Source organism: Alloalcanivorax venustensis ISO4, from assembly GCF_015356855.1.
GTDB classification, from domain to species: Bacteria; Pseudomonadota; Gammaproteobacteria; order Pseudomonadales; family Alcanivoracaceae; genus Alloalcanivorax; species Alloalcanivorax venustensis.
Window position 1 is genome coordinate 96495 of sequence record NZ_ARXR01000004.1, and the last position, 26334, is coordinate 122828.

Here is a 26334-nt window from a genome sequence, read left to right on the forward strand (position 1 = left end):
CCTAAGCCCGGTCGTAAACGATAAACGAGTAATCGTAGGGGTTGGGGCCTTCCGCCGCGTAATCCTCCCGCGCCACCTCGCGCCATTCGCCGGCGTCGAAATCCGGGAAGCGGGTGTCGCCGTCCACGTCCGCGTGCACCTGGGTGAGATAGAGACGGTCCGCGCGCGGCAGCGCCAGCCGGTAGATCTGGGCGCCGCCGATCACCACCACTTCGTCGTGCCCTTCCACCACCACCAGATGCCCGGCCAGTTCCAGAGCCTGGTCCAGATCCGCCACCACCTTGGCGCCCGGCGCCGAATAGTCCGGCTGGCGGGTAATCACGATGTTGGTGCGCCCGGGCAGCGGCCCCTTGAGGGACTCCCAGGTATTGCGCCCCATGATGATCGGCTTGCCGAACGTGACCTTCTTGAAGTACTTCAGGTCGTTGGGCAGGTACCAGGGCAAGGCGTTGTTGCGCCCGATCACATTGTTGGCGGCCTTGGCGGCCATCATCGCCAGACGAAACGTCATGGTGGTTCCTTATTGCACGGCGGCGGAGGTTACACCGCGATCGGCGCCTTGATGCCGGGATGCGGGTCGTAGCCCTCGAGGGTGAAGTCCTCGAACCGGAACGTATAGAGATCACGGACCGCCGGATTCAGGGTCATGGTCGGCAGAGGGCGCGGCGCGCGGGCCAGCTGTTTGTCCGCCTGTTCCACATGGTTGCTGTAAAGGTGGGCGTCGCCCAGGGTGTGCACGAACTCGCCCGGTTGCAGATCGCAGACCTGGGCGATCATCAGGGTCAGCAGCGCGTAGGAGGCGATATTGAACGGCACGCCCAGGAAGATATCGCCGCTGCGCTGGTAGAGCTGGCAGCTCAGCTTGCCGTCGGCCACGTAGAACTGGAACAGGCAATGGCACGGCGGCAGCGCCTGGCGGCCGTTGGCCGCGTTCTGCTGCGGCGACAGGCGCGGGTCCGGCAGCACCGCCGGGTTCCAGGCGCTCACCACCAGCCGGCGGGAATCCGGGTTGCGGCGGATCTCCGCCACCACCTCGTCGATCTGGTCGATCACGCCGCCGTCCACGGTGGGCCAGCAGCGCCACTGCTCGCCGTAGACCGGGCCCAGATCACCGTCCGGGGTGGCCCATTCGTCCCAGATGCTGACGCCGTTTTCCTTCAGATAGCGGATGTTGGTGTCGCCGGCCAGAAACCAGAGCAGCTCATGGATGATCGATTTCAGGTGCACCTTCTTGGTGGTCACCAGGGGAAAGCCCTCGGCCAGGTCGAACCGCATCTGGTGGCCGAACAACGAATAGGTGCCGGTGCCGGTGCGGTCGCCCTTATAGGTGCCTTCGTGCCGGGCCCGGTGCAGCAGTTCCAGATATTGCTTCATGGCGTCAGCCTCTCTTCAGCGGACGGTCGTCGTGCTTGTAGGCCCAGGCGATCATGGCGGCGCCGATCACGATCATCGGAATGCTCAGCAGCATGCCCATGGTCAGCCAGCCGCCGGCCAGATAACCCAGGTGCGCGTCGGGCTCGCGGAAGAACTCCACGAAGGTCCGCGACAGGCCATAGCCGACCCCGAACAGGCCGGTCACCGCCCCGGCCGGGCGCGGCCGCGCCGAGTACAGCCACAGCACCAGGAACAGCACGATGCCTTCCAGGAAGAATTCATAGAGTTGCGAGGGATGGCGCGCCACGCCCATGGGATCGGACGGAAACACCATGGCCCAGGGCGCGTCCGAGGGCCGGCCCCACAGTTCGCCGTTGATGAAATTACCGAAGCGACCAGCGCCCAGGCCGATGGGCACCACCGGCACGGCGAAATCCGCCACCGAGAAGTAGCGCTTGCCGAATTTACGGGCCAGCAGCCAGAACGCGAACAGCACGCCCAGGGCGCCGCCGTGGAAGCTCATGCCGCCGGTCCAGATGGCGAACAGCCAGAGCGGGTCGTCCAGGAACTTGCCGAAGTTATAGAACAGCACATAGCCGACCCGGCCACCCAGGATCACGCCCAGCGCCACATAGAACACCAGGTCGCTGACCTGGTCGCGGGTCCAGCCGCTGTCCGGCCGCCCGGCGCGCCAGATCAGCAGGCACCAGCCGCCGACGAAGCCGATCAGGTACATCAGGCCGTACCAGTGAACCTGCAAGGGACCCAGCGCTATCGCCACCGGGTCGATCTGGGGAAACTCCATGCGAATACTCCGTCAGCGCAGCCCCGGAACGGGCCGCGTCAGTTCAGTATCAATTCCACGCCGATCACGATCAGCACGGCGGCGAAAATGCGCCTCAGGGTCGCCGAAGGCAAGCGGTGGCTGAGCCGCGCGCCCACCCGCGCCATGGGAAAACTGGTGACCACGATGGCCAGGGCCGCGGGCAGGTACACATAACCCAGACTCCAGGGCGGCAATTCGGTTCGCCCCCAGCCGGTGGCCACGAAGCCGGCGCTGCCGGCCAGCGCGATGGGCAGGCCGCAGGCAGCGGAGATCGCCACCGCGTTCTGCATCGGCAGCCGGCACCAGGACAGAAAGGGTACCGTGAGTGAGCCGCCGCCGATACCGAACAGGCTGGAGATGCCGCCGATCACCGAGCCCACCCCGGCCAGGCCGACGCCGCCGGGCACCCGCTCGGGCAGGCCGTCCCCGGCGCTCACCGCGCGCCGCCGGCTGAGCAGCATTTGCGCCGCGATCAGCACCGCGAACACGCCGAACAGGCGGGTCAGCGCGGCGCCGGACAGCCGGTCGGCGACCACCGCGCCGAGCAAGGCGCCCACCACGATGCCCCCCGCCAGCCGCCAGGCCAGCGGCCAGCGCACGAAACCGGCCACATGGTGGGCGCGCACCGAACTGCCGGCGGTGACGATGATGGTGGCCAACGAGGTACCCACCGCCATCTGCGCCACCACCGCGTCATCGAACCCCATCGCGTGGAACAGATAGATCAGCGGCGGCACGATCACCACGCCCCCGCCCAGGCCCAGGGCACCACCCAGCAAACCGGCGAACACGCCGATCAGGGCGCAGATCAACACAAGCGTCATTCATGTCCCCTGCTGGAAATGGCGGTTATGCTAGCAGCCCCGTTTTGTTATGTCCCAGGGAACCGGTTACCCATGTGCATTGTGCTATTCGACTGGCGGCCCGGCGCGGCCACGCCGCTCTCCGTGGCCGCCAACCGCGACGAGTTCCACGCCCGCCCCACCGAGGCGGCGCGCTGGCGCGGCGACGTCTTCTGCGGCCTGGATATCCGCGCCGGCGGCACCTGGCTGGGCATCCACCGCGACGGCCGCTTCGCGGTGATCACCAATTTCCGCGAGCCGATCGCCGAACCGGGCGGCGGCGAACGCTCCCGGGGGCTGCTGCCCCAGGCCTTTCTGGAAAGCCGCGACACCCCGGAAGCCTTTTGCGCCGCCCTGGCCGATGAACAGCACCACTATGCCGGGTTTAATTTACTGGTCGGTGACCGCCGCACGCTCTGGTATCTGAGCAACCGGGGCGCCGCGCCCCGGCCGGTGGACCCCGGCCTGCACGGCCTCTCCAACGGCCTGCTCGACGAGCCCTGGCCCAAGGTGGCGCGCGGCAAGGCCAACCTGGACCGCGCCCTGGGCCGGGAAGCCGGTCTCGAAGGGTTGTTGGACGTGGTCAACGACCGCCACCAGCCGGCGGACTCGGAACTGCCCGACACCGGCGTCAGCCGGGAACTGGAACGCCTGGTGGCGCCGGTGTTCATCCAATCCGACCAATACGGCACCCGCGCCAGCTCGGCGGTGCAGCTGCACCAAGACGGCCACATCGAAATGGCCGAACAGAACTGGCGCCCCGACGGCCAACCCGACGGCCCGGTCCGCTACAGCCAGGCGCTCTAAGACCCATGAGCGTCTCTGGTATCCCGCCGGGTGGCTAAAAGCCACCCTTTCGCGGGCAAGGCCCGCTCCCACAAATCTTGCTTCGTAGCGCCGCTTTGCGGCTGGCCGCCAAGGAGGTTCGGGCTACAGAGCACCAACCCGCTCGAGCTCAGCCGCTTTTGCGGTGACGGATCAGCTCGCCGAGGCCGGCCTTGGTGAGCTGCAGGTCCACGTAGGAGGCGATCACCTCGCCGTTGTCCATCGCCAGCACCTCGTTGAGCAGGCGGCGCAGGAAGCCCATGTTGACCTGGCGCACGGCGGCTTTGACGCGCAGCAGGTTGGAGGCGTTCATCGACAGGGCGTCGTAGCCCATCGCCATAATCAGCAACGCCGAGGCCGGGTCGCCGGCCATCTCGCCGCACACCGACACCGGCTTGCCTTCCTCGTGGGCCTGCTCCACCACGTGCAGCAGCGCGTGCAGCACCGCCGGGTGGAAGGAGTTGTACAGGTCGGAGACCTGGCGGTTGTTACGGTCCACCGCCAGCAGATACTGGGTCAGGTCGTTGGTGCCCACGGACAGGAAATCGACCCGCTGGGCCAGCGCCCGGGCCTGGTACACCGAGGCGGGCACCTCGATCATCACGCCCACCGGCGGCATCGCCACGTCCACGCCCTCTTCGCGGACTTCCAGCCAGGCCCGGTGAATCAGGTGCTGCGCTTCCTCGGCCTCGAACACACTGGTGATCATCGGCAGCATGATGCGCAGGTTGTCGAAGCCCTCCGAGGCCTTGAGCATGGCGCGCACCTGGACGATGAAAATCTCCGGGTGGTCCAGGGTCACGCGGATACCGCGCCAGCCCAGGAAGGGGTTTTCCTCTTCGATGGGGAAATAGCTGAGCGCCTTGTCGCCGCCGATGTCCAGGGTGCGCATGGTCACCGAATGGGGCGCGAACGGAGACAGCTGCTCGCGGTAAATCAGCCGCTGCTCCTCTTCCGACGGGAAGCGGTCGCGCACCATGAACGGAATTTCCGTGCGGTACAGCCCCACCCCTTCGGCGCCGCGCTCGATGGAGCGGTTGATGTCGGTCATCAGGCCGGTGTTCACCTGCAGACAGATGCGTTGGCCGTCCTCGGTCTGCGCCGGCAGGTCGCGCAGTTTTTCCAGGCCCGCCAGCAGATGTTTCTCTTCGGCGATGATGTCCTGGAACTGTTCCTTCAGTTCGGCGGTGGCGTTGGCGATCACCCGGCCGCGGAAGCCGTCGATGATCAGCTCCTTGCCGTCGAGCTTCTTCAGCGGCAGGTTCTGGCAGCCCACCACCGTGGGAATGCCCATGGCGCGGGCGACGATGGCCATGTGCGAGTTGCGCGAGCCGCGCGTGGTGACAATGCCGGCGAGGCGCTCCTGGGGCATCTCCATCAGCATCGGCGCGGAGATGTCCTCGCCCATCAGGATGCAGGCGTCCGGAAACTCGATCTGCCGCCGGTTGCGGCTCTGCAGCTGGCCCAGCACCCGGCGGCCCAGGTCGCGCACGTCGGCGGCCCGCTCCCGCAGATAGGGGTCATCCATCATCTCGAAGTTATGCACATGGGCGTCCACCACCATGCGCAGGGCGCCCTGGGCCCAGTGCCCCTCGCGGATCTTCGCGACCACCTCGGCGGGCAGGGCGTGGCGGTCGAGCATGCGCAGGTAGACGTCGAACAGCGCCTGTTCCTCGGCGCCCAGGCTCTTCTTGGCGCGCTCGGCCAGATCGCGGATTTCCTGGCGCACCCGCACCAGGGCCTCGTCGAGCAGGGCGATCTCCGCGTTGACGTCCTCCACTTCCCGGTCCGGCACCGAGGACAGGTCGGTTTCCGGGAACAGCAGCACCGCCTGGCCGATGGCCGCGCCGGAGGCGCCGGACTGGCCGTCATAGATGGTGGGCAGTTTCTCGTGGGCGTCGAGCTGTTCGAACAGCGCGCCGGAGGCGTGGGCGTGGGCGATCACCGCCGACAGCTGCGCCGAGATGGTGACCAGGAAGGCTTCCTCGCTCTGGTCGAAACGGCGCGCGTCGCGCTGCTGCACCACCAGGATGCCGAGCACGTCACCGTGGTGCATCACCGGCACGCCGAGGAAGGCGTGGAAGGGGTCCTCGCCGGTTTCCGCCAGGTAGTGGAATTTCGGGTGCGAGAAGGCGTCTTCCAGGTTGATGGGCTCCTCGCGCAGGCCCACCTGCCCCACCAGACCCTCGGAAAGCCCCAGGCTGACCCGGCCTATCGCCTCGCGCTTGAGGCCCTCGGAGGCCATCAGCACGTAACGCTCTTCGCTGTTGTTGCGAAGGTAGATGGAACACACCTCGGTGCCCATGGCATCGCGCACGCGCTTGGCCATCAAATCCAGAGCGGACGGGATGTCAGGCGCGTTGTTCACTTCCTGCACGATGCGGCGCAGGGTATCGAGCATGCGGATTCCTCTTAGGCTTCTAGTGCTTCTGCAAGGCACGCAAGGCCGGTGCCAGCTCGCGCAGGGCCCGGGCGTACACCCCGCGCTTAAAGTGCACCACTTTGCGAATCGGGTACCAGTAGTTCACCCAGCGCCAGTCCTGGAACTCCGGCACCGGTGAGCGGGCCAGGTCGATGGCCGCTTCGCCCGCCTCCAGACGCAGCAGATACCACTTCTGCCGCTGGCCGATGCAGGTGGGGCGGTTGCGCGGCGGACGCAGAAAGCGGCGCGGCAGGCGGTAGGTCAGCCAGCCTTCGGTGGTGGCGAGAATGCGCACATGCTCGCGCAACAGGCCGGTTTCCTCTTCCAGCTCCCGGAACAGGGTCTCTTCCGGGCTTTCACCGGGCATCATGCCGCCCTGGGGAAACTGCCAGGCATCGCGGTTGCCCACCCGGCGACCCCAGAACACCCGGCCGTCCGGGCCGGCGATCACAATGCCGACGTTCAGCCGGTATCCTTTGTCGTCAATAATGCCTGTCATTGTCTTCAATCCCGTGGAAACGACGAGAGCCCGCCGTCCCCCAATTACTGCCATTAAACCTTGCCGGGCCCGGGGCAATCAATCGGCACCCTGAATCAGGCGGATCGCCGGCACCGGTTCACGGTGCGCCCATCGCCTCTGCTAAGCTAGCGACCCTGACAGGGGAGGGCCCATGACACTGGCTATTTTCGACTTGGACAACACTTTGATCGCCGGAGATTCCGACCATCTCTGGGGGGAATTCCTGATCGACCAGGGTATCGTTGATGCTGATGGCTTCAAAGCCGCCAATGACGGTTTCTTCCAGGACTATCAGGACGGCCGGCTGGACATCTTCGCGTACCAGGAATTCGTGCTCGGCGTGCTCAAGGGGCGGCCGCTGGAAGAACTCGACCGCCTGCGCCAGCGCTACATGGACACGGTGATCGACAGCATCTGGCTGCCCGCCGCCGAGCAGCTGATCGCCGACCACCGCGAGCGCGGCCACACCCTGATGATCATCACCGCCACCAATGACTTCATCACCGCGCCCATCGCCGCCCGCCTGGGCGTGCCGTGGCTGATCGCCACCCAGGCGGCCACCGACGCCGACGGCCTCTACACCGGCCGCGTCAAAGGCATCCCCAGTTATCAGTACGGCAAGGTGGAGCGGCTCTCCGAATGGCTCGTCGAACACCAGGAAACGCTCGACGGCAGCTACTTCTACAGCGATTCCCACAACGATCTGCCCTTGCTGCGCAAGGTGGACCACCCGGTGGCCGTGGACCCGGACCCGACCCTGGAACGCCACGCCCGGGAACTGGGCTGGCCGATCCTGTCGCTGAGGGCGCCGTCGTGATCCGCCGTTTCCGCCTCGCCGCCGTCCTGATCGCCACCACCGCGGTCGCCCTGCCCGGCTGCGACCGGCCGCCCGAAGAGGACACCGCCGCGCGCCCGCCGGCGCCGACGCAAAACGCCGACCAGCCCCTCGAACTGACCACCGACAGCGGCGCCCCCCTGGAAAGCCGGCGCGGCGAGTGGCGCGACGCGCTGCGTGCCCTGCTGGCGGCGCCGGACGCGGACACGCTGGCCACCGCCGACCGCCGCTGGCGCGACCTGTACGACGCCTTCAACCGCCACTACCTGAGCCTGGCCGCGCAGGCCTGCGCCGGCGACCGCCAGGCGCCGCTGCAGCGCCTGGACGCCTGGCCGCTCTACCCGGCCTATGTGGACGCCCTGCCCGCCTGGCCGGACTCCGGCATCGTCAACGACCCGGCCCTGGAGCTCAGCGCCGCCAGCCTGCGCCGCCAGCAAGGCGCCACCGCCGACGGCGAAGTGGCCCTGGGGTTCCAGCCGATCCGCTTGCTGATCGCCGGCGCCAAAGGCGCGCCCCGCCAGGCCAAGGACCTGCGCGCGGAAGGGGATGAGCCGGCGGCGGCCCTGCGCGAACGGCGCCGCACCTACCTGAAACTGGCCGCCGACCAGCTGCAGGCGGACCTCAACGCCCTCGATCGGGACGACGGCCTCAGCCTGACATCGCTGCGGTGCGCCCTGGAAACCCTGGACGACCGCCTCGCCGCGCTCCAGACCCACCGCCAGGCCACCGCGCCCGAGGAAGGCCTGTACATTCCCTCAGTGAGCGTGGAGATCCTCGAGGAAACCCAGCCGAAGGCGGCCCTGACACAACTGAGCGCCGACGCCAACCGCGACGCCCGCGCCGCCCTGGAAAGCGGCTACCCCGGCTTCCAAACGGCCCTCGACCAGGCTGTGGAAGAAGACAGCTGGGCCCCGCTCGGTGAATGGCTGCACGCCCACGGGGACTAGGTTGGGCTGTGGCCCACCCCACAAACAAAAAAAGCGCGGCCGTAGCCGCGCTGGTCCGCCTTCCTTGGCGGGAGTCTTCGTCCTGAAGCAGGATCGGGTCCGGGCTTAGAAGTTGTAGCGCCCGAACACACCGATGTTGTCGGAATCGTCGGTGAAGGCCACCCGGGCGCCCACGTCCCAGGCGCGGTTCAGATTGACCAGGCCCTGGCCGTAGACACCGAAGTTACCGTCATAGATATCTTCGTAGAGCACGCCGCCGGACAGCTCCAGCACCTCGGTGGTCTGATGACGCAGGCCGCCGCTCACCGCGTAGCCCCACTCTTCGTCATTGAAGTCGTTGTCGTCACGGATCACGTCGGCGGTACCGACCAGATCCAGGCCGCGCTGCAGCGGAGTGTGGAAGCCGGCGCCCACGTACAGGCGGTTGCCGTCCACGTCGTCGCTGCCCGGGCTGTCGTAGTCGCCGTCGTAGAAGCTGGCGCCGCCGCGCAGGAACAGATGCTCGTCCAGGGCGAAGGAGCCTTCACCGCTGAGCACGTCCACATCCGGGCCGTTGTCGTAATCCCAGTTGTCATAACCGAACTGACCGTAGGTGTACGAGAAGCCGTTGTCGCGAACCGGCGTGGTCTGCTGGCTCTGGGCCTGGGCGTTGATGCTGGCCAGGGAAGCCGCGGCGATCGCGGATGCCATCAGGGTCTTCTTCAACATTTCCATGTCCTCGCTTTCAAATGGTCGATCAGGATGAGCGCCATCATCCACCTGCCCGCGACCCTCTACCAGTACCGGCCTCGCGCTTTATGACCCTTTTATAAAAGTTTTCATTTTCACGCTTTTTTGTCGTTTTTCAGGCGCACCGCAACGCCTTGCTTGACCTTGGGGTTGCCCCAAGGTTTAACACTGGTCACTGATCGTTGTTCCCGTTGATCAATACGGAAGCCACCACCATGCGCACGCATCACTTGCCGATTCAGGGCGCCACCTGCCAGGGCTGCGCCAAAAAAATCCGGACCGCCCTCGGGGCGGTGCCCGGCGCCGACGAGATCCAGGTGGATCTCGATGAACAGACGGTCACCGTGCGCGGCGACGCCCGGCCCGAGGCACTGACCCGCGCCCTGGCGGAGAGCGGTTACGGCGTGAAACCGGCGCCCGAGCCGGAGCCGGAGCCGGAGCCGGAGCCCGAATCCGAAGGCAGCGACAGTGCCCGGTCCGGCGGCGACATCCAGCTTGCGATCACCGGCGCCACCTGCGCCTCCTGCGTTCGCAGCATCGAAACCGCCCTGGGCGGCGTGGCCGGCGTCCGCGAGGCGAGCATGAACCTGGCCGACCACAGCGCCCGGGTAAGCGGCCGGGCGGCGCCGCGGGATCTTATCCGCGCGGTGGAGAGCGCCGGCTACGGCGCCAGCGTGATCGACGACCCGCGCCGCGCCGACCAGGAACGGGAGGAGCGCAAGCAGGCCCACTACCGGCAGCTGCTGCGCCACACCGGTTACGGCCTGGGCGTGGGCGCGCCCCTGATGCTGTGGGGCCTGCTCGGCGGCAGCATGACGGTGCAACCGGGCACCTGGAGCCAGGCGGCCTGGCTGGCGGTGGGCGTGATCACCCTGGCGGTGCTGGCGGTGCCCGGACGGCCGTTCTTCGTCGGCGCCTGGAAAGCCCTGCGCCACCACAACGCCAACATGGACACGCTGATCGCGCTGGGCACCGGCACCGCCTGGCTGTACTCCATGGTGGTGGTGCTGGCGCCGGGGCTGGTGCCGGAAGCGGCCCGCCATGTCTATTTCGAAGCCAGCGCCATGATCATCGGCCTGATCAGCCTGGGCCTGGCCCTGGAAGTGCGCGCCCGGGGCAAGACCAGCGCCGCCGTCAAACGCCTGCTCGACCTGCGTGCCAAAACCGCCCGCGTGCTGCGTGACGGCGGCGAACAGGACATCCCGGTGGAACAGGTGGTGGCCGGCGACCGCGTGCGGGTGCGCCCGGGCGAGAAAATCGCCGTGGACGGCGAAGTGGAAGAAGGCAGCAGCCGGCTGGACGAATCCATGCTCACCGGCGAGCCGATGCCGGTGGCCAAGGGCCCCGGCGACAGCGTCGCCGCCGGCACCCTGAACGAGGGCGGCACGCTGATCTATCGGGCCACCCGGGTGGGCGCGGACACTGCCCTGGCGCGGATCATCGAGCTGGTGAAAAAAGCCCAGGGCACCAAGCCGCCGATCGGGCGCCTGGCGGACCAGGTGTCCGCGGTGTTCGTGCCCACCATCATGCTGATCGCGGTGGCCGCCGCTCTGGCCTGGTTCAATCTGGGGCCGCAGCCGCCGTTCTCGCACATGATGGTGGCGGCCACCACGGTGCTGATCATCGCCTGCCCCTGCGCCCTGGGCCTGGCCACGCCCATGTCGGTGATGGTGGGCGTGGGCAAGGCCGCCGAGTACGGCATCCTGATCCGCCAGGGCGAAGCGCTGCAGACCGCCGCCGACCTGGACACCGTGGTGCTGGACAAGACCGGCACCATCACCGAGGGCCGCCCGGCGCTGACCCGGGTGCTGGCCGCCGACGGCGACACCGAGGAGGAAGTGCTGACACTGGCCGCCAGCCTGGAAGCCGGCTCGGAACACCCGCTGGCCCGGGCGATTATGACCGCCGCCGAGGAACGCGGCCTGTCACCGCGGTCGGTCAGCGACTTCCAGGCGCTTAACGGCAAGGGCGTCAGCGCCCGGCTCGACGGCGCCACCCTGCGGCTGGGCAACCGCCGCTGGCTGGAGCAGGAAGGGGTCACCCTGGCGCTGCAGGACCAGGCCGCCGCGCTCAGCGAGGACGCCGCCACGCCGCTGTTCCTGGCCCGCGACGACCGGGTGATCGGCGTGCTGGGCGTCGCCGACCGCATCAAGGACGACGCCGCCGACGCCATTCGCCGGCTGCGTGAGCGCGGCCTGCGGGTGATCATGATCACCGGCGATATCCAGGCCAGCGCCGACGCCATCGCCCGCCAGGCCGGCGTCGACGAGGTGCTCGCCGAGGTGCTGCCGGAGGACAAGGCCCGCGAAGTGAAGCGGCTGCAGCAGGACGGCGCCAAGGTGGCAATGGTCGGCGACGGCATCAACGACGCCCCGGCGCTGGCCCAGGCCGACGTGGGCTTCGCCATCGGCACCGGCACCGACGTGGCCATCGAGTCCGCCGCCGTCACGCTGATGAGCGGCTCGCTGCACGGCGTCGCCGACGCCATGGCGATCTCCCGGGCGACGCTGGGCAACATCAAGCAGAACCTGTTCGGCGCCTTCGTCTACAACAGCCTGGGCGTGCCGGTGGCCGCCGGTCTGCTCTACCCGTTCACCGGCTGGCTGCTCAGCCCGGTGATCGCCGGCGCCGCCATGTCGCTGAGCTCGGTGACCGTGGTCAGCAACGCCAACCGGCTGCGCTTCTTCAAACCCAACAAAGCGGACCGCCGCACGGCCGAGGGGAGGCACGACTCATGAGCTGGTTGATCAATCTCTCCGGCCTGGCGCTGATGGCGCTGATCGTCTGGTGGTTCTGGCTGGCCGGCGCCGGCAAGGCACGGCGCGCCACTCACGGCGCGGTGGATATTATCGTCGACGACGGGGTCTATGAGCCGGCGGTGATCGAGAGCAACGCCGGCGAACCGCTGTCGCTGCGCTTCGAGCGACGCGACGCCAGCCCCTGCGCCGAACAGGTAGTGTTCCACGGCCTCGACGTCAGCGAGTATTTACCGGTGGGGGAAACCACCACGGTAACGCTGACGCCGGAACAACCGGGCACCTACCGTTTTACCTGCCAGATGAATATGTACCAGGGCAAACTGATCGTTCACTGACACGAGGATAGCACCATGAAGCGTTTACTGACCGCCGCCGGCCTGCTGGTGGCCAGTTCCCTGGCCGTGGCCGAGGCCCCCGAAGCCGGCACCCTGGAGGTGTATAAATCACCGACCTGCGGCTGCTGCGAAAAATGGGCGGACCACATGCGCGACAACGGGTTCGACGTGGTCACCCACGACGTGCAGAACCTGCAGCCGATCAAGGAAAAAGCACAGCTGCGTCCGGGGCTCGGCTCCTGCCACACCGCCTTTATCGACGGCTACGCCATCGAGGGCCATGTGCCGGCGGAAGACGTGCGCCGCCTGCTGGAGCAGAAACCCGATGCCCACGGGCTGACGGTGCCGGCCATGCCGGTGGGGTCGCCCGGGATGGAGATGGGCGACCGGCAGGACGATTACCAGGTGCTGCTGTATGGCGAGGACGGCGTTAAGGTGTTTGCCGAGCATCCTTGAGGGTTCGGGTCTGATGGTGGGCTCCGTAGCCCGGCGCCGGGAGCGGAGCCCTTGTGCGAGCGGGCCCCGCCCGCGAAAGGCAAGCGGAGCTTGCCGGCGGGATACCAGAGACCTGTCTTATTCCTCCTGATCCGTGGTGCGGCTGCGCAGGTATTCGACCAGCGCCGCGCGGCCCTGGGCGTCATCGCCCTGGTCCAGGTTCTCGGGGAAGTAGAAGGGATGCGGGGCCTGCTCGCCCCGGGCCGGGTCGAGCAGGCGGTCGAGGCCGTCCCGGGCGTCGCTGCCGCGCACCGAGCCGTCGTGCAGGAAGCGGGCCTTGCCGTCCAGGGCCAGCAGCAGCGGCTGGGCGAAGCCGCGCCGGCCGCCGCGCAGGGTGGCGTCGAGGGCGACCACGGAGTCGTCGTAGGCCGGCGCGGGGCCGCCGCGGGCGTCCTGGACGTCGCTGAAGTCGCTCACCGTGGACCGTTCGAACAGCACCAGCAGCTCGTCGTTGTAGGCCGGGTAGAGGGTTTCGATGGGGACCACCTCGGCGGAGACCGGTTGGTTGGGGTCGGCGGTGTGGCAGGCCACGCAGCCGGCGCCGCCGTCTTCCCGGCCGGTGGTGAACAGGGCGCGGCCGGCGGCCACCTGGTCGGCGTCCAGATCGTCGGGGGCGGCCGGCGCCGGCAGTTGGTCGGTGTAGGCGCGCAGGTCATCCAGTTTCCGCTGGGCGACGCGGCGGCCCACCGTGCCGGCCGGGGCGCCCACCGGCAGGTCGGTGCGCTCCACCTCGACGAACGGAATCACATCGGTGGCGGCCATGCCCTCCGGGATCACCCCGGTGTCGCGCAGCACCGCTTCGTAGCGCCGGGCGATCTCGTCGCCCAGGCGACCGGCGACCACGTTCAGGAAGGCACGCCCGGATTCGGTGAGCAGGCTGGTGGGTTCCATGGCGACGGTGTAATCCTGATTGTTGAAGTCGTCGACCTTCTCGAAGATGCCGGCGTGGCTGCCCGGCGCCGCCAGGTCGGTGCGGAAGAACGGCGGCGTGATGGAGGCGTTGCCGAGGCCGTCCGGGGTGCCGTCGAACGAGGTGCGCGGGTAGTAGCGCCGGGTCTCGCCGTCCTGCTGGTAGGTGCCGGTAAGGTACTCGCGGGCGGCGGCGGTGGCCTCCTCGACGGTGCCGTCGGCGGGGATGCCGGCGAAGTCGCCGCGCCCGACGGTGACGCCGTCATAGGGCTCCGGCTCCGGCCCGGAGGGCAGCAGGCCGTCGAGCAGGCCGCCCTGGTCGTCGTCGCCGCCGGCGTCCGGCTGGTCCAGGCGCAGCTGCAGCAACGGCAGGTAGGCGAGCGGGTTATTGGCGGTGGCGAACAGCGCGCCCACATCCAGGTCGCGGGCGATGACGCCGTCCACCGGCTGGCCGGCGGAGCCGGCGCCGGCCACGCCCGGGGCGAGCACGTCGCCCTCGGTGCTGGCGTGGCAAAGCGCGCAGCTCACCCCGAGCCGGTCGCCGGCGGCCAGGTTGAGGCCGCCGCCGGTGAAGCCGTCGCTGCTGCCCAAAGGCTTGCGTTCGCCGTCGGCGCGGAACGGCACCAGCCCGATCACGGCGCCCTGGTTGAGCCAGGCGTTGAGGCGGGTCGGCTCCGCCAGCACCGTATCGGCCGGGTCCGCGCCGGCCTCGATGCGGGCGGCGGCGTTGCGCAGCGCCTCGGCCTGTTGCGGCTCGAGCGCGGCGGTGTTGATGTTCAGCCCCATTTCCAGGGCCTGCAGCGGCGTCATACCGCTGTCTTCGATGCCCTGGGGCAAGCGCATGGCGGTGGTCCAGAAACCCTGGTTGCCGAATGTCTCGAAGCGGAATATCTCGCGGCCACGGTCCACCGCGGTGGGGGCGGCGTCGCGTTGCTGCGGCGCGGCGGCGGTGCTCTCACCACCGCCGCCACCGTCACCGCCACAGGCGGTCAACGCGAGCAAGGTGCACAGCGCCATCGCGGCGCCGCGCCCGGTGTGCATGGAAATAGCTGACATTGTTGTTCTCCCGATACCTGCTTTTAAGCACAGCAAAAATCCGCCCGGGCGGATAAATAACCACAAAGTCTGGGAGAGTAACCAGAAAGGCGGGAGAGCGGCCACAGCGCCGGCGCCAGGTTTGCAATAAAGGGAAAAACGACACCTAAGTTTACCTGACGCGTACAAAAGGCATCATCACCCGACCCCAGGATCTGACGAGGACCCCATGCTTGCTGTAAACGACTGGCTGCTGTTGATCGGCGTGTGCGCCCTGGGCGCGATGACACCGGGCGCCAGCCTGGCGGTGGTGACCCGCCACACACTGCGCGGCTCGGCCCGCGCCGGCGTCAGCGCCGGTCTTGCCCATGCCGCCGGCATCGGCGTGTACGCCGCCGCCACGGTGGCGGGGCTGGCGGTGGTGTTGCGCGGTTTCCCACAGCTGGAAATCGCCATCCGGCTGGCGGGTTCATTGTTTTTGTTGTGGCTGGCACTGGGCAGCTGGCGCGCCGCCGCGCGTCCGGCGCCGGAGCCGGATGCGCAGGCCGGCGCCAACGCGGTGCGCGACGGCTTTCTGATCGCCTTCCTGAACCCCAAGGTGGCGCTGTTCTTCCTGGCGCTGTTCAGCCAGTTCGTAAGCGCGGAGATGGCCATGGCCGCGCGGGTTCAGGTGGCCGCCACGGCGGTGGTGATCGACGCCGCCTGGTACAGTCTGGTGGCGCTGTTGCTGGCGCGCGGGCCAATGCTCGCGGCCCTGCGCCGGCACCACGACAAGGTGGAACGCGCCACCGCGGTGGTGCTGGTGCTGGTCGCGGCGGCGGTCTGGCTTTAAGGCCGGCTCGCTGTTGTTCCGTTAAAAACGGAACAGCAGCCGCGCGAACCAGCTTTTCAGGTAAGCGGTTTCCGGAATCGCCGGATGCACCGGGTGGTCCGGCCCCTGCCCTTCGAAGCCGATCACCTGCAGTGAACGGTCGATGTGCCGGGCGGAGGAACGCACCACGTCGAGCAGTTTGTCCGCCGGCAGGTGCATGGAGCAGGACGCGGAAATCAGATAGCCGCCCGGCTTCACCAGCCGCACCGCCAGTTCGTTGATGGCGTGGTAGCCGGCCAGGCCGCTCTTGAAATCCTTGCGCCGTTTGATAAAAGCGGGCGGATCCAGAATCACCAGATCGAACTTTTCGCCGTCGGCGAGCAGTTGCTTCATGGCGGTGGTGGCGTCGCCTTCCAGGGTGTGCAGCTGCTCCGCCACGCCGTTCATTTCCGCGTTGCGGTGCATGTATTCCAGCGCCAGTGACGAGCTGTCGATGCCGGTCACCTCGGCGGCGCCGGCCATGGCCGCCTGCACGCCCCAGCCGCCGCAGTAGGCGAACACATCCAGCACCCGGGCGCCTTTGGCCAGCGGCGCCATCCGCGCCCGGGCACTACGGTGATCGAAGAACCAGCCGGTCTTTTGCCCTTCGCGCAGCGGCGCCTGGAAACGGCCACCGTTCTCGTGCAGTTCCACGCTTTCCGGCACCTCGCCCTTGAGGGCACGGGTGTAGAGCGGCAGGTCTTCCAGTTCGCGGACGCCGGCCTCGTTCTTGACCACGATATTGGCCGGCGACAGGACCGCGTCCAGGGCCGCCGCCACGGTGTCCAGATGGGCCTCCATGCCGGCGGTGCCCGCCTGCATCACCAGGGTGTCCTGGTAGCGGTCCACCACCAGGCCGGGCAGGCCGTCCGCCTCGCCGTGCACCAGCCGGTAGCCGGGCTGCGGATAGAGCGTCTCGCGCAACGCCAGCGCCTGCTCGATGCGCTTCTTGAAGAAGCTGCGCGACGGTTCCTGTTTCACGTCACGGCTGTACAGGCGGGCGGCGATCAGTGAATTGGGGCTCATAAAGGCCCGACCGAGCGCCTTGCCGCGGCTGTCTTCCACCACGCAGGCGGTGCCGGCGGGCAGGCTTTTGAGCGGGCTGTGGGCGGTGTCCACTTCGTTGGCGTAGATCCATTCATGGCCGGCCTTGAGGCGGCGTTCCTCGTTTTTCTTGAGGCGCAGGGTAGGAGTGTCGTCGGTCATGGGTGGCTCACTCGCGCAAAAGCGGCAGTTTATCACGGCACCGGCCGCCGTGAGTGCAATGACCGAGGATGAAGCCCCCGACATACCCTTTGGTATGCGCGCGGCGCGCAGCTGGGCTACACTCGACCGGGTAACTCGGGTAAAGCCGCTTGCCCTTCCTGGCCGGGCGGCGGGAGATAATAACGAAGCGCTCAGCGCCCTTGAGGATCACCATGCGTTTTTTCCAGCAGCGTCCCCCCTTTGTCCTGATGGTCGCCACCGGCGCCATGTGCACCGTGGTGGTATTGGTGTTCGCGCGCCTGTGCTACGGCCTGGTGCTGCCGGCCATGCGCGACGGCCTGGGGCTGAGCTATGCCCAGGCCGCCAACCTGAGCACCGCCACCGCGCTGGGCTATCTGCTGCTGGTGATGGTGGCCGGGGTGTTCGCCGCCCGTTTCGGCGGCAAGCAGTCGGTGCTGCTGGGGCTGGTGCTGGTGACGCTGGGCTTTATCGGTCTCAGCCAGGCCAGCGACTACCGGGTGCTGCTGGCGCTGATGGTGATGCTCGGCATGGGCACCGCCTTCGGCTACACACCGTTGATTTCGCTGCTCGCCAACACCTACCCGAAGCGGCGCGGCTCGGTGATCGGCTTCACCAACAGCGGCGTGGGCGCCGGCATGCTGCTGGCCGGCGCGCTGGTGCCGGCGCTCACCCAGGCGGACACCAGCGACGGCTGGCGCCATGTGTGGCTGAGCTTCGCCGCCGGCGGCGCCCTGGTGACCACCCTGGTGCTGCTGTTTCTGCGCAACCCGGAGCGGCCCATGGCCGCCAGCACCGACGCCGCCACCGGTGTCGGCGGCCCCGGCGAACCGATCTTCCGTAACCCCCATGTGGTCACCGTGGGGCTGGTGTACGGCGTGCTCGGGCTCACCTACATCGTGCAGGTCACCTTTATGTACAGCTTCGCGCTGGACGGCGGCCTGACGGCGCTGAGCGCCGGGCACCTGGTGTCGCTGATGGGGATTCTGTCGATCTTCGCCGGGCCGTTCTGGGGCTGGCTGGCGGACCGGCTGGGCTACTCCAACGGCCTGGTGCTGTCCATGTCGCTGTCGCTGCTGGCCACCGCCCTGCCGGTGATCTGGCCGCAGCCCTGGGCGTTCGCCGCCCACTTCGTGATTCTGGGGCTGTGCGTGGCGGGCCTGTTCACCTCCATTCTGGCGGCGTCCACGGAAACCGTGCCGCCCCATCAGGCGCCGGTGGCGGTGAGCTTCGTCACCCTGTTCTACGCCACCGGCCAGTTCCTGGGGCCGGCGCTGGCCGGCCTGGTGGTGGAGTGGAGCGAAGGCTTCCGGGTGGCCTTCGCCGGCAGCTGCCTGGTGATGGTGGGCGGCGTCTACTTGTGCTGGCGCACCCGCCGCCACCAGGGCTACCGGGCGGTGCCGGCCAGCGCCTGCGCCGCCGGCGAATAAGTCTCCGGTTCGCGGCCGTTTTCCCAGTCCAGCAGCCAGGCCTTGCGCCCCACGCCACCGGCATAACCGGTCAGTGAACCGTTGGCGCCCACCACCCGGTGGCAGGGCACCAGCAACGACCAAGGGTTTCGTCCCACCGCGGCGCCCACCGCGCGCACCGCCGCCGGGCGCCCGAGACGGGCCGCCAGGGTGCCGTAGGTCCAGGTCTCGCCGGCGGGGATACGGCGCAGCTCCGCCCACACCGCCTGTTGAAAGGCGGTGCCCCGCCGCGCCAGCGGCAGGTCGAAGCCGGCGCGCCCCTGGTCCTCGAAGTAACCGCGCAGCTGCTCCGCGGCGCGGGCCAGCAAGGGGTTGTCCGGACGGTGGGTCCAGGCGGCCGGGTCCGGGTGGTATTTCTGGCCCTCGAACCAGACCCCCAGCAACGCCCGTTCGTCGGCGGCCACCAGCATGGCCCCCAGGGGGCCGGGAATCGCTACATAGTCCGTCATCATCACTCTCCTTTCTCTTCGCCTTTCTCCAGGCTTTGCCAAAGGTGCATCACCGCGTAGGCCCGCCAGGGGCGCCAGGCCTCCGCCCGTTCGCGGGCGCGCGCCGGGGAGGTCTCGCCGAGGGCCTTGAGCACGCCGTAGTCGGCGGCGGGGAAGGCGTCCGGCCAGCCCAGGGCGCGCATCGCCAGATACTGGGCGGTCCAGTCGCCGATGCCGGGCAGCGCCTGCAGGCGCGCCAGGGTGTCTTCCACCGCCGCCCCCGGCGCCAGCACCAGATCGCCGTCGGCGCAGGCCCGGGCGAGCACCTGTATCGCCTTCACCCGGGTGCGGATAATGCCCAGTTCACCGAGGGTGTCGGCACTGCTCTCCGCCACCCGTTCAGCGTCCGGAAAGGTATGGGTGAGGCCGGCGAAGGGGGTCGCCAGCGGCTCGCCGAGCGCGGCGGCCACCCGGCCGGCCAGGGTGCAGGCGGCACGCACCGTGATCTGCTGGCCGAGCACCGCGCGCACCGCCGCCTCGAAACCGTCGAACGCGCCGGGCACGCGCAGGCCCGGATGCGCCTCGGCGAGTTCGCCGAGCCGGACGCTCACTTCCTGCGGTTGGCAGCCGAGATCGAACAGCCGCTGCAGCCGCCCCAACACCTCCGGCACCGCCCTGGCCAGCGACGCGGACAGGGTCACCGCCAGCAGCGGCCGGCCCGGCACCGGCCGCACCGCCAGCCAGCCGCGCAGCGCCTGGCCCTGGCGCGACAACGCCACGGTACGGCGGGAGACGCCGTCGTCCACCGCTTCGACGCCGGCGATGGCGCGCTGGCCGAGAAACGCGAGCAGACGGAGCCAGTCCAGGGGTGGGCGGTAGGCAAGCTGAAAATCCAGGCTGTCCTGGTGACGGCTGGTCGGCAGGCGCCGCAGTTGCGAGGGCTGCAGCCGGTAGCGCTGGCGGAACAGCGCATTAAAGCGGCGCACGCTGCCGAACCCGGCGGCCAGCGCCACTTCGGTGACCGGCAGGCCGGTGTCGGTGAGCAGCCGCTTGGCCAGCAGCAGGCGCTGGGTTTGGGCGTAGGCCACCGGCGAAACGCCGAACTCATCACCGAAGGTACGCCGCAGGTGGCGGTCGCTGACGCCCAGCTCCGCCGCCAGGGCGCCGAGGTGGTTGTCGGTGAGGCCGCCTTCGTCGATGCGCGCCGCCACCGCCCGCGCCAGCCGGCGGCGGGCGTCGACGCTGGCGTGGCCGGGCGCCAGCTCGGGGCGGCAGCGCAGGCAGGGGCGATAGCCGCCGGCTTCGGCGGCGGCGGCGCTGGGGAAAAAGCGGCAATTGTCCCGCCGCGGTACGCGAGCCGGGCACACCGGCCGGCAGTACACCCCGGTGGTCACCACGGCGACGAAGAACTGCCCGTCGAAACGGGCGTCGCGGGCGGTCAGCGCCTGATAACAGACATCGTCATTGATCCACATGGGGCCATCATAGACGGTGCGGGGGCGCTCGACTCGCCGTTTTCGGACCTGGCTGTGGGAGCTTGCTTGTGGGAGCGGGCCCTGCCCGCGAAAGGCCGGCTTGCCGGCCGGCAGGATGCCAGAGACGCCGATTGTGCGGCTGTTAGACAGGGCTCTGGAATCCTGCCGGGAGCTTCGCTCCCTTTCGCTTGCAAGCAAGCTCCCACAATCCCGGGCCGCTCTGTCAGGAGGGAGCCACCCCATAGCCTTTCAGGAAGACGCGCACCACCTCGCGGACGTGCGCCTTGGCGTCCTGCTCGGTAGGCGCTTCGCCGCAGCCGATCACCAGCTGCATGTGGCGGCAGCTCTGCAGCATGCCGAAGAACAGCTCCGCGGCGGCGGCGGGATCGCCCAGCCGCACCAGACCGCGTTCGCGGGCCCGGGTGAGCAGGCGCTCCATTTCGTTGAGGGTGCGCTGCGGTCCCGCCTCGAAAAACAGCCGGGCCATCTCGGTGTCCTGGCCGGCCAGACTCGCCATCAGTCGCTCCAGGGCGATGGCCTCTTCGCTGTTGATCAGAGTGACAAAGGCGTGACCGATGCGCTCCAGGACCACGGTCAGGTCGTCGCCGGCCTCCAGGGAAAAGATCGGGAAGGGCATCATCCCTTCGCACTTGGCTTCCACGGCGGCGGCGAACAGCGTCGCCTTGTCGGAAAAGTGGCTGTAGACGGTGAGCTTGGAGACACCGGCCTCGGTGGCCACCGCGTCCATGCTGGTGCCGGCGAACCCCTGGGCGATGAACAGCGCCTTGGCGGCATCGAGAATCGCCTCGCGCTTGGCCGGGTCCTTGGGCCGTCCACGCAGAGCCGTCTGGGAGTCGTTATCAGGCATGCTTCTCCAAACCTTCGGCCAAACAAATAGTGGCCCCAAGAGATAGTGGACCAAAGAGTTCAATAAACTTACTATACCGGCGAGTATAGCATTGCCCGGGGGCGGTCGGCGCCCTTTTTACGTCATTCCACAAACCATGCTCTGGGGGTTTCCGGCATGTCGCGTTATCCACTGCTCGCTCTACTGCCGTTGGCCTTGGTGATGGCCGCCTGTTCCCCGGCGGAGCCCGAAAGCGACACCAGCCCGCGTCCGGCCCTGGTGGTCCAGCCGGGTACCGGCGACGCCCTGCGCGATATTTACCCCGGCGAGGTGCGCGCCCGTTACGAGCCGGAGCTGGCGTTCCGCATCGGCGGCAAGATCAGCCGCCGCATGGTGACCGTGGGCGACCGGGTGGAAGCCGGCCAGCCGCTGGCGGAGCTGAACGCCGAGGACGTGCGGCTGGAACTGGACGCGGCCCGCGCCCGGCTGGCCTCGGCCCGCTCGGACCAGCGGCTGGCGCGCAGCGAGCTGGAGCGCTACCGCACCCTGCTCGACCGGCAGGTGATCAGCCAGTCCCAGTTCGACTCCGTGGAGAGCCGCGCCGAGGCCAGCGACGCCCAGCTGGAGCAGGCCCGCGCGCAGCTCAAGGTGGCCAGCAACCAGGCCGATTACGCGGTGCTGGAAGCGCCGGAAACCGGCGTCATCGCGCAACGTCTGGCGGAGGCCGGTCAGGTGGTGGCCGCCGGCCAGGCGGTGTTCGTGCTGGCGGTGGACGGCGACCGGGAAGTGGTCATCGATCTGCCGGAGCAGGATGTGAAGCGGTTCCAGGTGGGCGACGAGGTGGCCATCGAACTGTGGTCGCGCCCCGGCGAACCCTTCCCGGGACGCATCCGCGAGCTGGCGCCGGCGGCGGACCCGAGCTCGCGAACCTTCGAGGCCCGCGTCGCCTTCGACAACGACACCGCGGACGCCGAGCTGGGCCAGAGCGCGCGGGTGCTGGTGGACCACGCCAACGGCGGCGCCGATGTGCTCACGGTGCCGCTGGCGGCGGTCACCGCCGACCAGGGCGAGAGTTTCGTGTGGGTGGTGAACCCGGATGACGCCACGCTGGTGAAAACCCCGGTGCGCACCGGCGCCTACCGGGAAGACCGGGTGCCGGTGCTGGAGGGCCTGTCGGCGGACGACTGGGTGGTGGCCGCCGGCACCCAGGTGCTGCGCGAAGGGCAGAAGGTGCGCCCGGTGGACCGGCAGAACCGTCAGGTCAGCCTGGGTGACGGTCAGGACGGTGGCCAGGAAGGTGGAGAGTAGCGATGCGCTTCAACCTTTCCGAATGGGCCCTGAGAAATCGCGCCCTGGTGCTCTACGCGATGATCCTGCTGGGCGCCCTGGGCGCCCTCTCCTATTCGCAGCTGGGCCAGAGCGAAGACCCGCCCTTCACCTTCAAGGTGATGGTGGTGAACACCGTCTGGCCGGGCGCCAGCGCCGAGGAGGTGAGCCGCCAGGTCACCGAGCGCATCGAGAAGAAGCTGATGGAGACCGGCGACTACGACCGCATCACCTCGTTCTCCCGGCCCGGCCAGTCGCAGGTGCTGTTCGTGGCCCGCGACGACATGCACTCCTCGGAAATCCCCGACCTCTGGTACCAGGTGCGCAAGAAGGTCGGCGACATCAAGCACACCCTGCCCCCGGACGCCCAGGGGCCGTTCTTCAATGACGAGTTCGGCACCACCTTCGGCAACATCTACGCGCTCACCGGGCCCGGTTTCGACTACGCGCTGATGAAGGATTACGCCGAGCGCCTGCAGCTCGCCCTGCAGCGCGTGGAGGATGCCGGCAAGGTGGAGCTGGTGGGCGTCCAGGACGAGAAAATCTGGGTGGAGCTGTCCAACACCAAGCTGGCGTCCCTGGGCATTCCCATGGGCGCGGTGCAGCAGGCACTGCAATCGCAGAACGCGGTGGCCCAGGCGGGCTTCTTCGAAACCCCCAGCGACCGGGTCCGCCTGCGGGTGTCCGGCCAGTTCCGGTCGGTGGAGGAGATCCGCCGTTTCCCCATCGACGTGAACGGCCGCACCCTGCGCCTGGGCGACATCGCCGAGGTGTTCCGCGGCTTCAGCGACCCGGCCGAACCGCGCATGCGCTTTCTGGGCGAAAACGCCATCGGCCTGGCGGTGTCGATGAAGGACGGCGGCGACATTCTCGCCCTGGGTGAAAACCTGGACGCCGAGTTCAAGCGCCTGCAGGACACGCTGCCGGCGGGCCTGACGCTGAGCAAGGTGTCCGACCAACCGGCGGCGGTGGAGGCCGGCGTCGGCGAATTCGTGCAGGTGCTGATCGAAGCGCTGGTGATCGTGCTGCTGGTGAGCTTCTTCTCGCTGGGCGCGCGCACCGGCCTGGTGGTGGCGCTGTCGATTCCGCTGGTGCTGGCGATGACCTTCGCGCTGATGCACTACTTCGACATCGGCCTGCACAAGATCTCCCTGGGCGCGCTGGTGCTGGCGCTGGGCCTGATGGTGGACGACGCCATCATCGCCGTGGAGATGATGGCGATCAAAATGGAGCAGGGCTTCAGCCGCTTGAAGGCGGCCGGCTTCGCCTGGACCAGCACTGCCTTCCCGATGCTCACCGGCACGCTGATCACCGCCGCCGGCTTTCTGCCCATCGCCACCGCCGAGTCCGGCACCGGCGAATACACCCGTTCGATTTTCCAGGTGGTGACGCTGTCGTTGCTGGTGTCCTGGATCACCGCCGTGGTGTTCGTGCCCTACCTGGGCGACAAGCTGCTGCCGGAGCTGGCCCGCCGCGACGCCGACGGCAAGGTGCACGACCCCTATCAGAAACCCTTCTACCAGCGGTTCCGGCGGCTGGTGCTGTGGTGCGTGCGCTACCGCAAAACCGTGATCACCCTGACCCTGCTGATCTTCGTGGGCTCGCTGGCGCTGTTCCGGCTGGTGCCGCAGCAGTTCTTCCCGCCCTCGGCGCGGCTGGAGCTGATGGTGGATCTGAAGCTGCACGAGGGCGCCTCCCTGGAGGCCACCCAGGCGCAGGCGGAACGGCTGGAGAAACTGCTCGACGACAACCCGGACATCGACCACTACGTGGCCTATGTGGGCGCCGGCTCGCCGCGTTTCTATCTGCCGCTGGATCAGCAGTTGCCGGCGGCCAGCTTCGCCCAGTTCGTGGTGCTCACCGACAGCATCGAACAGCGCGAGGAAATCCGCGCCTGGTTGATCGACACCATGCGCGAACAGTTCCCCACCCTGCGCAGCCGGGTGTCGCGGCTGGAAAACGGCCCGCCGGTGGGCTACCCGATTCAGTTCCGCGTCTCCGGCGAGCACATTCCCAAGGTCCGTGAGCTGGCCCGCGACGTGGCCGCCGTGGTGCGCGACAACCCGGCGGTGACCAACGTGCATCTGGACTGGGAAGAGCCCAGCAAGGTGGTGCGCCTGAACGTGGACCAGGACCGCGCCCGTGCCCTGGGCGTGAATACCGCCGACCTGTCCCGGGCGCTGCAGAGCTCCCTGTCCGGCGTGGCGGTGAGCCAGTACCGCGAAGACAACGAGCTGATCGACGTGGAGGTGCGCGGCGACGCCCGTGAGCGCGAAGCCCTGGGCCAGTTGGGGAACCTGGCGGTGCAGACCGAGACCGGCCGCAGCGTGCCGCTCAATCAGGTGGCGACCCTGGAGTACGGCTTCGAGGAAGGCATCATTTGGCACCGCAACCGGCTGCCCACGGTCACCGTGCGCGCCGACATCTACGGCGACGAGCAGCCGGCCACCCTGGTCGGTCAGTTGCAGCCCAAGCTGCAGAGCGTGCGCGAGGCGCTGCCGCCGGGCTATCTGCTGGAGGTGGGCGGCACCGTGGAGGAATCCGCCCGCGGCCAGAGCTCGGTGAACGCCGGCCTGCCGCTGTTCGTGCTGGTGGTGATTACTTTGCTGATGCTGCAGCTGCGCCGCTTCTCGCTGACCACCATGGTGTTCCTCACCGCGCCGCTGGGGCTGATCGGCGTGACCCTGTTCCTGCTGCTGTTCGGCGAGCCGTTCGGCTTCGTGGCGATGCTCGGCACCATCGCGCTGACCGGCATGATCATGCGCAACTCGGTGATCCTGGTGGATCAGATCGAGCAGGACATCAGCCAGGGCCGCAGCCAGTGGGACGCGATCATCGAGTCCACGGTGCGCCGTTTCCGGCCCATCGCGCTGACCGCGCTGACCGCGGTGCTGGCGATGATTCCGCTGTCACGCAGCGACTTCTTCGGCCCCATGGCGGTGGCGATCATGGGCGGGCTGATCGTGGCCACCGCCCTGACCCTGCTGTTCCTGCCGGCGCTGTACGCCGCCTGGTTCCGGGTCAAGGAGACCCACAACGACGAGCCGGTTACTCAGTGAACCGGACGCCGTCGAGCACCGTCTGCAGCGTTTCCAGGGCCTCGGTCTGGCGGTCCGCCGCCTCGCCCTGGCCGCCGCTGCCGCGGGCGATCAGATCGATGGCGTAGCAGGACTCGGTGTAGGTGGCGCGGTAGCTGCGGATGGTGGTGTATTGGTCGCCATCGGTGCGCGTCACGTCGAAGCGAGTGAACGCCACATCGTCGATGGTCTGCGTCTGCTTGCTCTCCTGGTCGACGCCCTCGGGCAGGTCCTTGCAGTGGGTGAGCGCCTTGGTGTTGCGGCTGGCGCCGAGCTGAAAGCGCGCGTCCACCTCACCGGGTACTTTCAGAGTCAGCAGGCGCCGGCCCTCCCGGCCGTCGGCGAAGGCGTGCCATTGCGCCGCGTCCCCGGCCTCGCCGTCTTCAGTGGACACCTGTTGCAGGGATTCCGGGTAGTCCACCGCAATGCGGAATCGGGTGTCGGTGAAGGTGGCGGCGTCCTCACCGGTGGCGGCGGCATCCGGCTGCTGGGCGGACTCATAACCGCCACCGGCCTCTTCCTCACTGCCGTCGGCGGGGCCGCCGGTTTGCTCGGCGCCGGTCTCTTCGCCGGGCCGGGATTCTTCAATGGGCGGATGCGGAACCGTCTCTTCGTCGTCCGCCGCCTTTTTGGCGTCGTCCTCGTCCGGCGGCTGGCAGCCGGCCAGGAATAACGTGCCGGTGAGCGCACCGGTGGCCAGTAAAACGGTGAAATTACGCATGGTATTGCTCCTTTTCGGGTATCGGCTGCCGTCCTTGGGCAACCACGACTAACGCTTTTCATCC

General features: G+C 68.4%; 23 protein-coding genes. 10 read left to right on the plus strand and 13 right to left on the minus strand.

What is annotated here, in order from left to right; translation table 11 throughout:
• Position 1: 1 nt before the first annotated feature.
• From ISO4_RS03625 to ISO4_RS03640, 4 genes are read right to left on the minus strand one after another with little or no spacing between them, the layout of a single operon-like run.
• Positions 2-511, minus strand: coding sequence for a dihydrofolate reductase (locus ISO4_RS03625; protein WP_194855190.1), 510 nt, complete (start codon positions 509-511; stop codon positions 2-4).
• A 29-nt stretch (positions 512-540) separates the two neighbouring features.
• Positions 541-1374, minus strand: a complete 834-nt coding sequence (locus tag ISO4_RS03630) for a thymidylate synthase (protein ID WP_194855191.1) — start codon at positions 1372-1374, stop codon at positions 541-543.
• 4 nt (positions 1375-1378) lie between these two features.
• Positions 1379-2179, minus strand: coding sequence for a prolipoprotein diacylglyceryl transferase (gene lgt / locus ISO4_RS03635; protein WP_142949166.1), 801 nt, complete (start codon positions 2177-2179; stop codon positions 1379-1381).
• A 38-nt stretch (positions 2180-2217) separates the two neighbouring features.
• A complete protein-coding gene (locus ISO4_RS03640) occupies positions 2218-3024 on the minus strand; it encodes a sulfite exporter TauE/SafE family protein (RefSeq protein ID WP_142949167.1) in 807 nt (268 codons plus the stop codon).
• A gap of 72 nt (positions 3025-3096) precedes the next feature.
• Between ISO4_RS03640 and ISO4_RS03645 the strand changes: the two genes are divergently transcribed.
• Positions 3097-3849 (plus strand): NRDE family protein, encoded by a 753-nt coding sequence (locus ISO4_RS03645; protein WP_194855192.1) that lies wholly within the window; start codon positions 3097-3099, stop codon positions 3847-3849.
• Between the two features lie 148 nt (positions 3850-3997).
• On the opposite strand, the gene ptsP is transcribed toward ISO4_RS03645, so the two are convergent.
• Positions 3998-6268 carry a phosphoenolpyruvate--protein phosphotransferase gene (gene ptsP / locus ISO4_RS03650; RefSeq protein WP_194855193.1) on the minus strand — a complete coding sequence of 757 codons (2271 nt, stop codon included), beginning with the start codon at positions 6266-6268 and terminating at the stop codon, positions 3998-4000.
• 19 nt (positions 6269-6287) lie between these two features.
• Entirely contained in the window at positions 6288-6788 is a 501-nt protein-coding gene (locus tag ISO4_RS03655; RefSeq protein WP_067612855.1) for an RNA pyrophosphohydrolase, read from the minus strand.
• 172 nt (positions 6789-6960) lie between these two features.
• On the opposite strand from ISO4_RS03655, the gene ISO4_RS03660 reads away from it, so the two are divergent.
• On the plus strand, positions 6961-7626 hold the full coding sequence (locus ISO4_RS03660; RefSeq protein WP_194855194.1) for a histidinol-phosphatase: 666 nt from the start codon (positions 6961-6963) through the stop codon (positions 7624-7626).
• Positions 7623-8591, plus strand: a complete 969-nt coding sequence (locus tag ISO4_RS03665) for an imelysin family protein (RefSeq protein ID WP_194855195.1) — start codon at positions 7623-7625, stop codon at positions 8589-8591. Before ISO4_RS03660 ends, ISO4_RS03665 begins: the two co-directional genes overlap by 4 nt.
• A 105-nt stretch (positions 8592-8696) precedes the next feature.
• Here ISO4_RS03665 and ISO4_RS03670 read toward each other — a convergent pair whose 3' ends face one another.
• Positions 8697-9299: an outer membrane beta-barrel protein gene (locus ISO4_RS03670; RefSeq protein WP_194855196.1), complete on the minus strand. Its 603-nt coding sequence runs from the start codon at positions 9297-9299 to the stop codon at positions 8697-8699.
• A 236-nt stretch (positions 9300-9535) separates the two neighbouring features.
• On the opposite strand from ISO4_RS03670, the gene ISO4_RS03675 reads away from it, so the two are divergent.
• Genes ISO4_RS03675 through ISO4_RS03685 form a run of 3 tightly spaced genes read left to right on the plus strand, consistent with a single transcriptional unit; the run spans position 9536 to position 12870 of the window.
• Positions 9536-12058, plus strand: coding sequence for a heavy metal translocating P-type ATPase (locus ISO4_RS03675; RefSeq protein WP_194855197.1), 2523 nt, complete (start codon positions 9536-9538; stop codon positions 12056-12058).
• Positions 12055-12414: a cupredoxin domain-containing protein gene (locus ISO4_RS03680; RefSeq protein ID WP_194855198.1), complete on the plus strand. Its 360-nt coding sequence runs from the start codon at positions 12055-12057 to the stop codon at positions 12412-12414. Before ISO4_RS03675 ends, ISO4_RS03680 begins: the two co-directional genes overlap by 4 nt.
• A 15-nt stretch (positions 12415-12429) precedes the next feature.
• Positions 12430-12870, plus strand: a complete 441-nt coding sequence (locus ISO4_RS03685) for a DUF411 domain-containing protein (protein ID WP_194855199.1) — start codon at positions 12430-12432, stop codon at positions 12868-12870.
• 117 nt (positions 12871-12987) lie between these two features.
• Here the strand turns inward: ISO4_RS03685 and ISO4_RS03690 are convergent, their stop codons facing one another.
• Complete coding sequence (locus ISO4_RS03690) at positions 12988-14874, minus strand: hypothetical protein (RefSeq protein WP_194855200.1); 1887 nt, start codon at positions 14872-14874, stop codon at positions 12988-12990.
• Between the two features lie 208 nt (positions 14875-15082).
• Here ISO4_RS03690 and ISO4_RS03695 point away from each other — a divergent pair, with 208 nt between their 5' ends.
• Positions 15083-15685, plus strand: a complete 603-nt coding sequence (locus ISO4_RS03695; RefSeq protein WP_194855201.1) for a LysE family translocator — start codon at positions 15083-15085, stop codon at positions 15683-15685.
• A gap of 21 nt (positions 15686-15706) precedes the next feature.
• Here the strand turns inward: ISO4_RS03695 and ISO4_RS03700 are convergent, their stop codons facing one another.
• Positions 15707-16909, minus strand: coding sequence for a class I SAM-dependent rRNA methyltransferase (locus tag ISO4_RS03700; RefSeq protein WP_194855202.1), 1203 nt, complete (start codon positions 16907-16909; stop codon positions 15707-15709).
• 212 nt (positions 16910-17121) lie between these two features.
• Here ISO4_RS03700 and ISO4_RS03705 point away from each other — a divergent pair, with 212 nt between their 5' ends.
• Positions 17122-18357, plus strand: coding sequence for an MFS transporter (locus ISO4_RS03705; RefSeq protein WP_194855203.1), 1236 nt, complete (start codon positions 17122-17124; stop codon positions 18355-18357).
• Here the strand turns inward: ISO4_RS03705 and ISO4_RS03710 are convergent.
• The 3 genes from ISO4_RS03710 to ISO4_RS03720 form a co-directional block, all read right to left on the minus strand.
• On the minus strand, positions 18315-18845 hold the full coding sequence (locus ISO4_RS03710) for a methylated-DNA--[protein]-cysteine S-methyltransferase (protein WP_194855204.1): 531 nt from the start codon (positions 18843-18845) through the stop codon (positions 18315-18317). The genes ISO4_RS03705 and ISO4_RS03710 overlap by 43 nt on opposite strands.
• Before the next feature lie 2 nt (positions 18846-18847).
• Positions 18848-20299, minus strand: coding sequence for a DNA-3-methyladenine glycosylase 2 (gene alkA / locus ISO4_RS03715; protein WP_194855205.1), 1452 nt, complete (start codon positions 20297-20299; stop codon positions 18848-18850).
• Positions 20300-20522: 223 nt separating this feature from the next.
• A complete protein-coding gene (locus tag ISO4_RS03720) occupies positions 20523-21167 on the minus strand; it encodes a TetR/AcrR family transcriptional regulator (protein ID WP_067612465.1) in 645 nt (214 codons plus the stop codon).
• 156 nt (positions 21168-21323) lie between these two features.
• Between ISO4_RS03720 and ISO4_RS03725 the strand changes: the two genes are divergently transcribed.
• Both ISO4_RS03725 and ISO4_RS03730 read left to right on the plus strand, forming a co-directional pair.
• A complete protein-coding gene (locus tag ISO4_RS03725) occupies positions 21324-22454 on the plus strand; it encodes an efflux RND transporter periplasmic adaptor subunit (RefSeq protein WP_194855206.1) in 1131 nt (376 codons plus the stop codon).
• A gap of 2 nt (positions 22455-22456) precedes the next feature.
• The gene (locus ISO4_RS03730) at positions 22457-25531 is read left to right on the plus strand and encodes an efflux RND transporter permease subunit (protein WP_194855207.1); all 3075 of its coding nucleotides are present in this window, start codon (positions 22457-22459) and stop codon (positions 25529-25531) included.
• Here the strand turns inward: ISO4_RS03730 and ISO4_RS03735 are convergent.
• Entirely contained in the window at positions 25521-26270 is a 750-nt protein-coding gene (locus tag ISO4_RS03735) for a hypothetical protein (RefSeq protein WP_194855208.1), read from the minus strand. The two genes, ISO4_RS03730 and ISO4_RS03735, sit on opposite strands and share 11 nt — an antisense overlap.
• Between the last annotated feature and the right edge of the window lie 64 nt (positions 26271-26334).

Coding starts and splice junctions, on each gene's coding strand:
- ISO4_RS03705 (WP_194855203.1), top strand. CDS start 17,122: ATGCGTTTTTTCCAGCAGCGTCCCCCCTTTGTCCTGATGGTCGCCACC.
- ISO4_RS03675 (WP_194855197.1), top strand. CDS start 9,536: ATGCGCACGCATCACTTGCCGATTCAGGGCGCCACCTGCCAGGGCTGC.
- ptsP (WP_194855193.1), bottom strand. CDS start 6,268: ATGCTCGATACCCTGCGCCGCATCGTGCAGGAAGTGAACAACGCGCCT.
- ISO4_RS03700 (WP_194855202.1), bottom strand. CDS start 16,909: ATGACCGACGACACTCCTACCCTGCGCCTCAAGAAAAACGAGGAACGC.
- ISO4_RS03660 (WP_194855194.1), top strand. CDS start 6,961: ATGACACTGGCTATTTTCGACTTGGACAACACTTTGATCGCCGGAGAT.
- ISO4_RS03735 (WP_194855208.1), bottom strand. CDS start 26,270: ATGCGTAATTTCACCGTTTTACTGGCCACCGGTGCGCTCACCGGCACG.
- ISO4_RS03625 (WP_194855190.1), bottom strand. CDS start 511: ATGACGTTTCGTCTGGCGATGATGGCCGCCAAGGCCGCCAACAATGTG.
- ISO4_RS03645 (WP_194855192.1), top strand. CDS start 3,097: ATGTGCATTGTGCTATTCGACTGGCGGCCCGGCGCGGCCACGCCGCTC.
- ISO4_RS03670 (WP_194855196.1), bottom strand. CDS start 9,299: ATGTTGAAGAAGACCCTGATGGCATCCGCGATCGCCGCGGCTTCCCTG.
- ISO4_RS03680 (WP_194855198.1), top strand. CDS start 12,055: ATGAGCTGGTTGATCAATCTCTCCGGCCTGGCGCTGATGGCGCTGATC.
- ISO4_RS03685 (WP_194855199.1), top strand. CDS start 12,430: ATGAAGCGTTTACTGACCGCCGCCGGCCTGCTGGTGGCCAGTTCCCTG.
- alkA (WP_194855205.1), bottom strand. CDS start 20,299: ATGTGGATCAATGACGATGTCTGTTATCAGGCGCTGACCGCCCGCGAC.
- ISO4_RS03695 (WP_194855201.1), top strand. CDS start 15,083: ATGCTTGCTGTAAACGACTGGCTGCTGTTGATCGGCGTGTGCGCCCTG.
- ISO4_RS03730 (WP_194855207.1), top strand. CDS start 22,457: ATGCGCTTCAACCTTTCCGAATGGGCCCTGAGAAATCGCGCCCTGGTG.
- ISO4_RS03710 (WP_194855204.1), bottom strand. CDS start 18,845: ATGACGGACTATGTAGCGATTCCCGGCCCCCTGGGGGCCATGCTGGTG.
- ISO4_RS03630 (WP_194855191.1), bottom strand. CDS start 1,374: ATGAAGCAATATCTGGAACTGCTGCACCGGGCCCGGCACGAAGGCACC.
- lgt (WP_142949166.1), bottom strand. CDS start 2,179: ATGGAGTTTCCCCAGATCGACCCGGTGGCGATAGCGCTGGGTCCCTTG.
- ISO4_RS03655 (WP_067612855.1), bottom strand. CDS start 6,788: ATGACAGGCATTATTGACGACAAAGGATACCGGCTGAACGTCGGCATT.
- ISO4_RS03640 (WP_142949167.1), bottom strand. CDS start 3,024: ATGACGCTTGTGTTGATCTGCGCCCTGATCGGCGTGTTCGCCGGTTTG.
- ISO4_RS03725 (WP_194855206.1), top strand. CDS start 21,324: ATGTCGCGTTATCCACTGCTCGCTCTACTGCCGTTGGCCTTGGTGATG.
- ISO4_RS03720 (WP_067612465.1), bottom strand. CDS start 21,167: ATGCCTGATAACGACTCCCAGACGGCTCTGCGTGGACGGCCCAAGGAC.
- ISO4_RS03690 (WP_194855200.1), bottom strand. CDS start 14,874: ATGTCAGCTATTTCCATGCACACCGGGCGCGGCGCCGCGATGGCGCTG.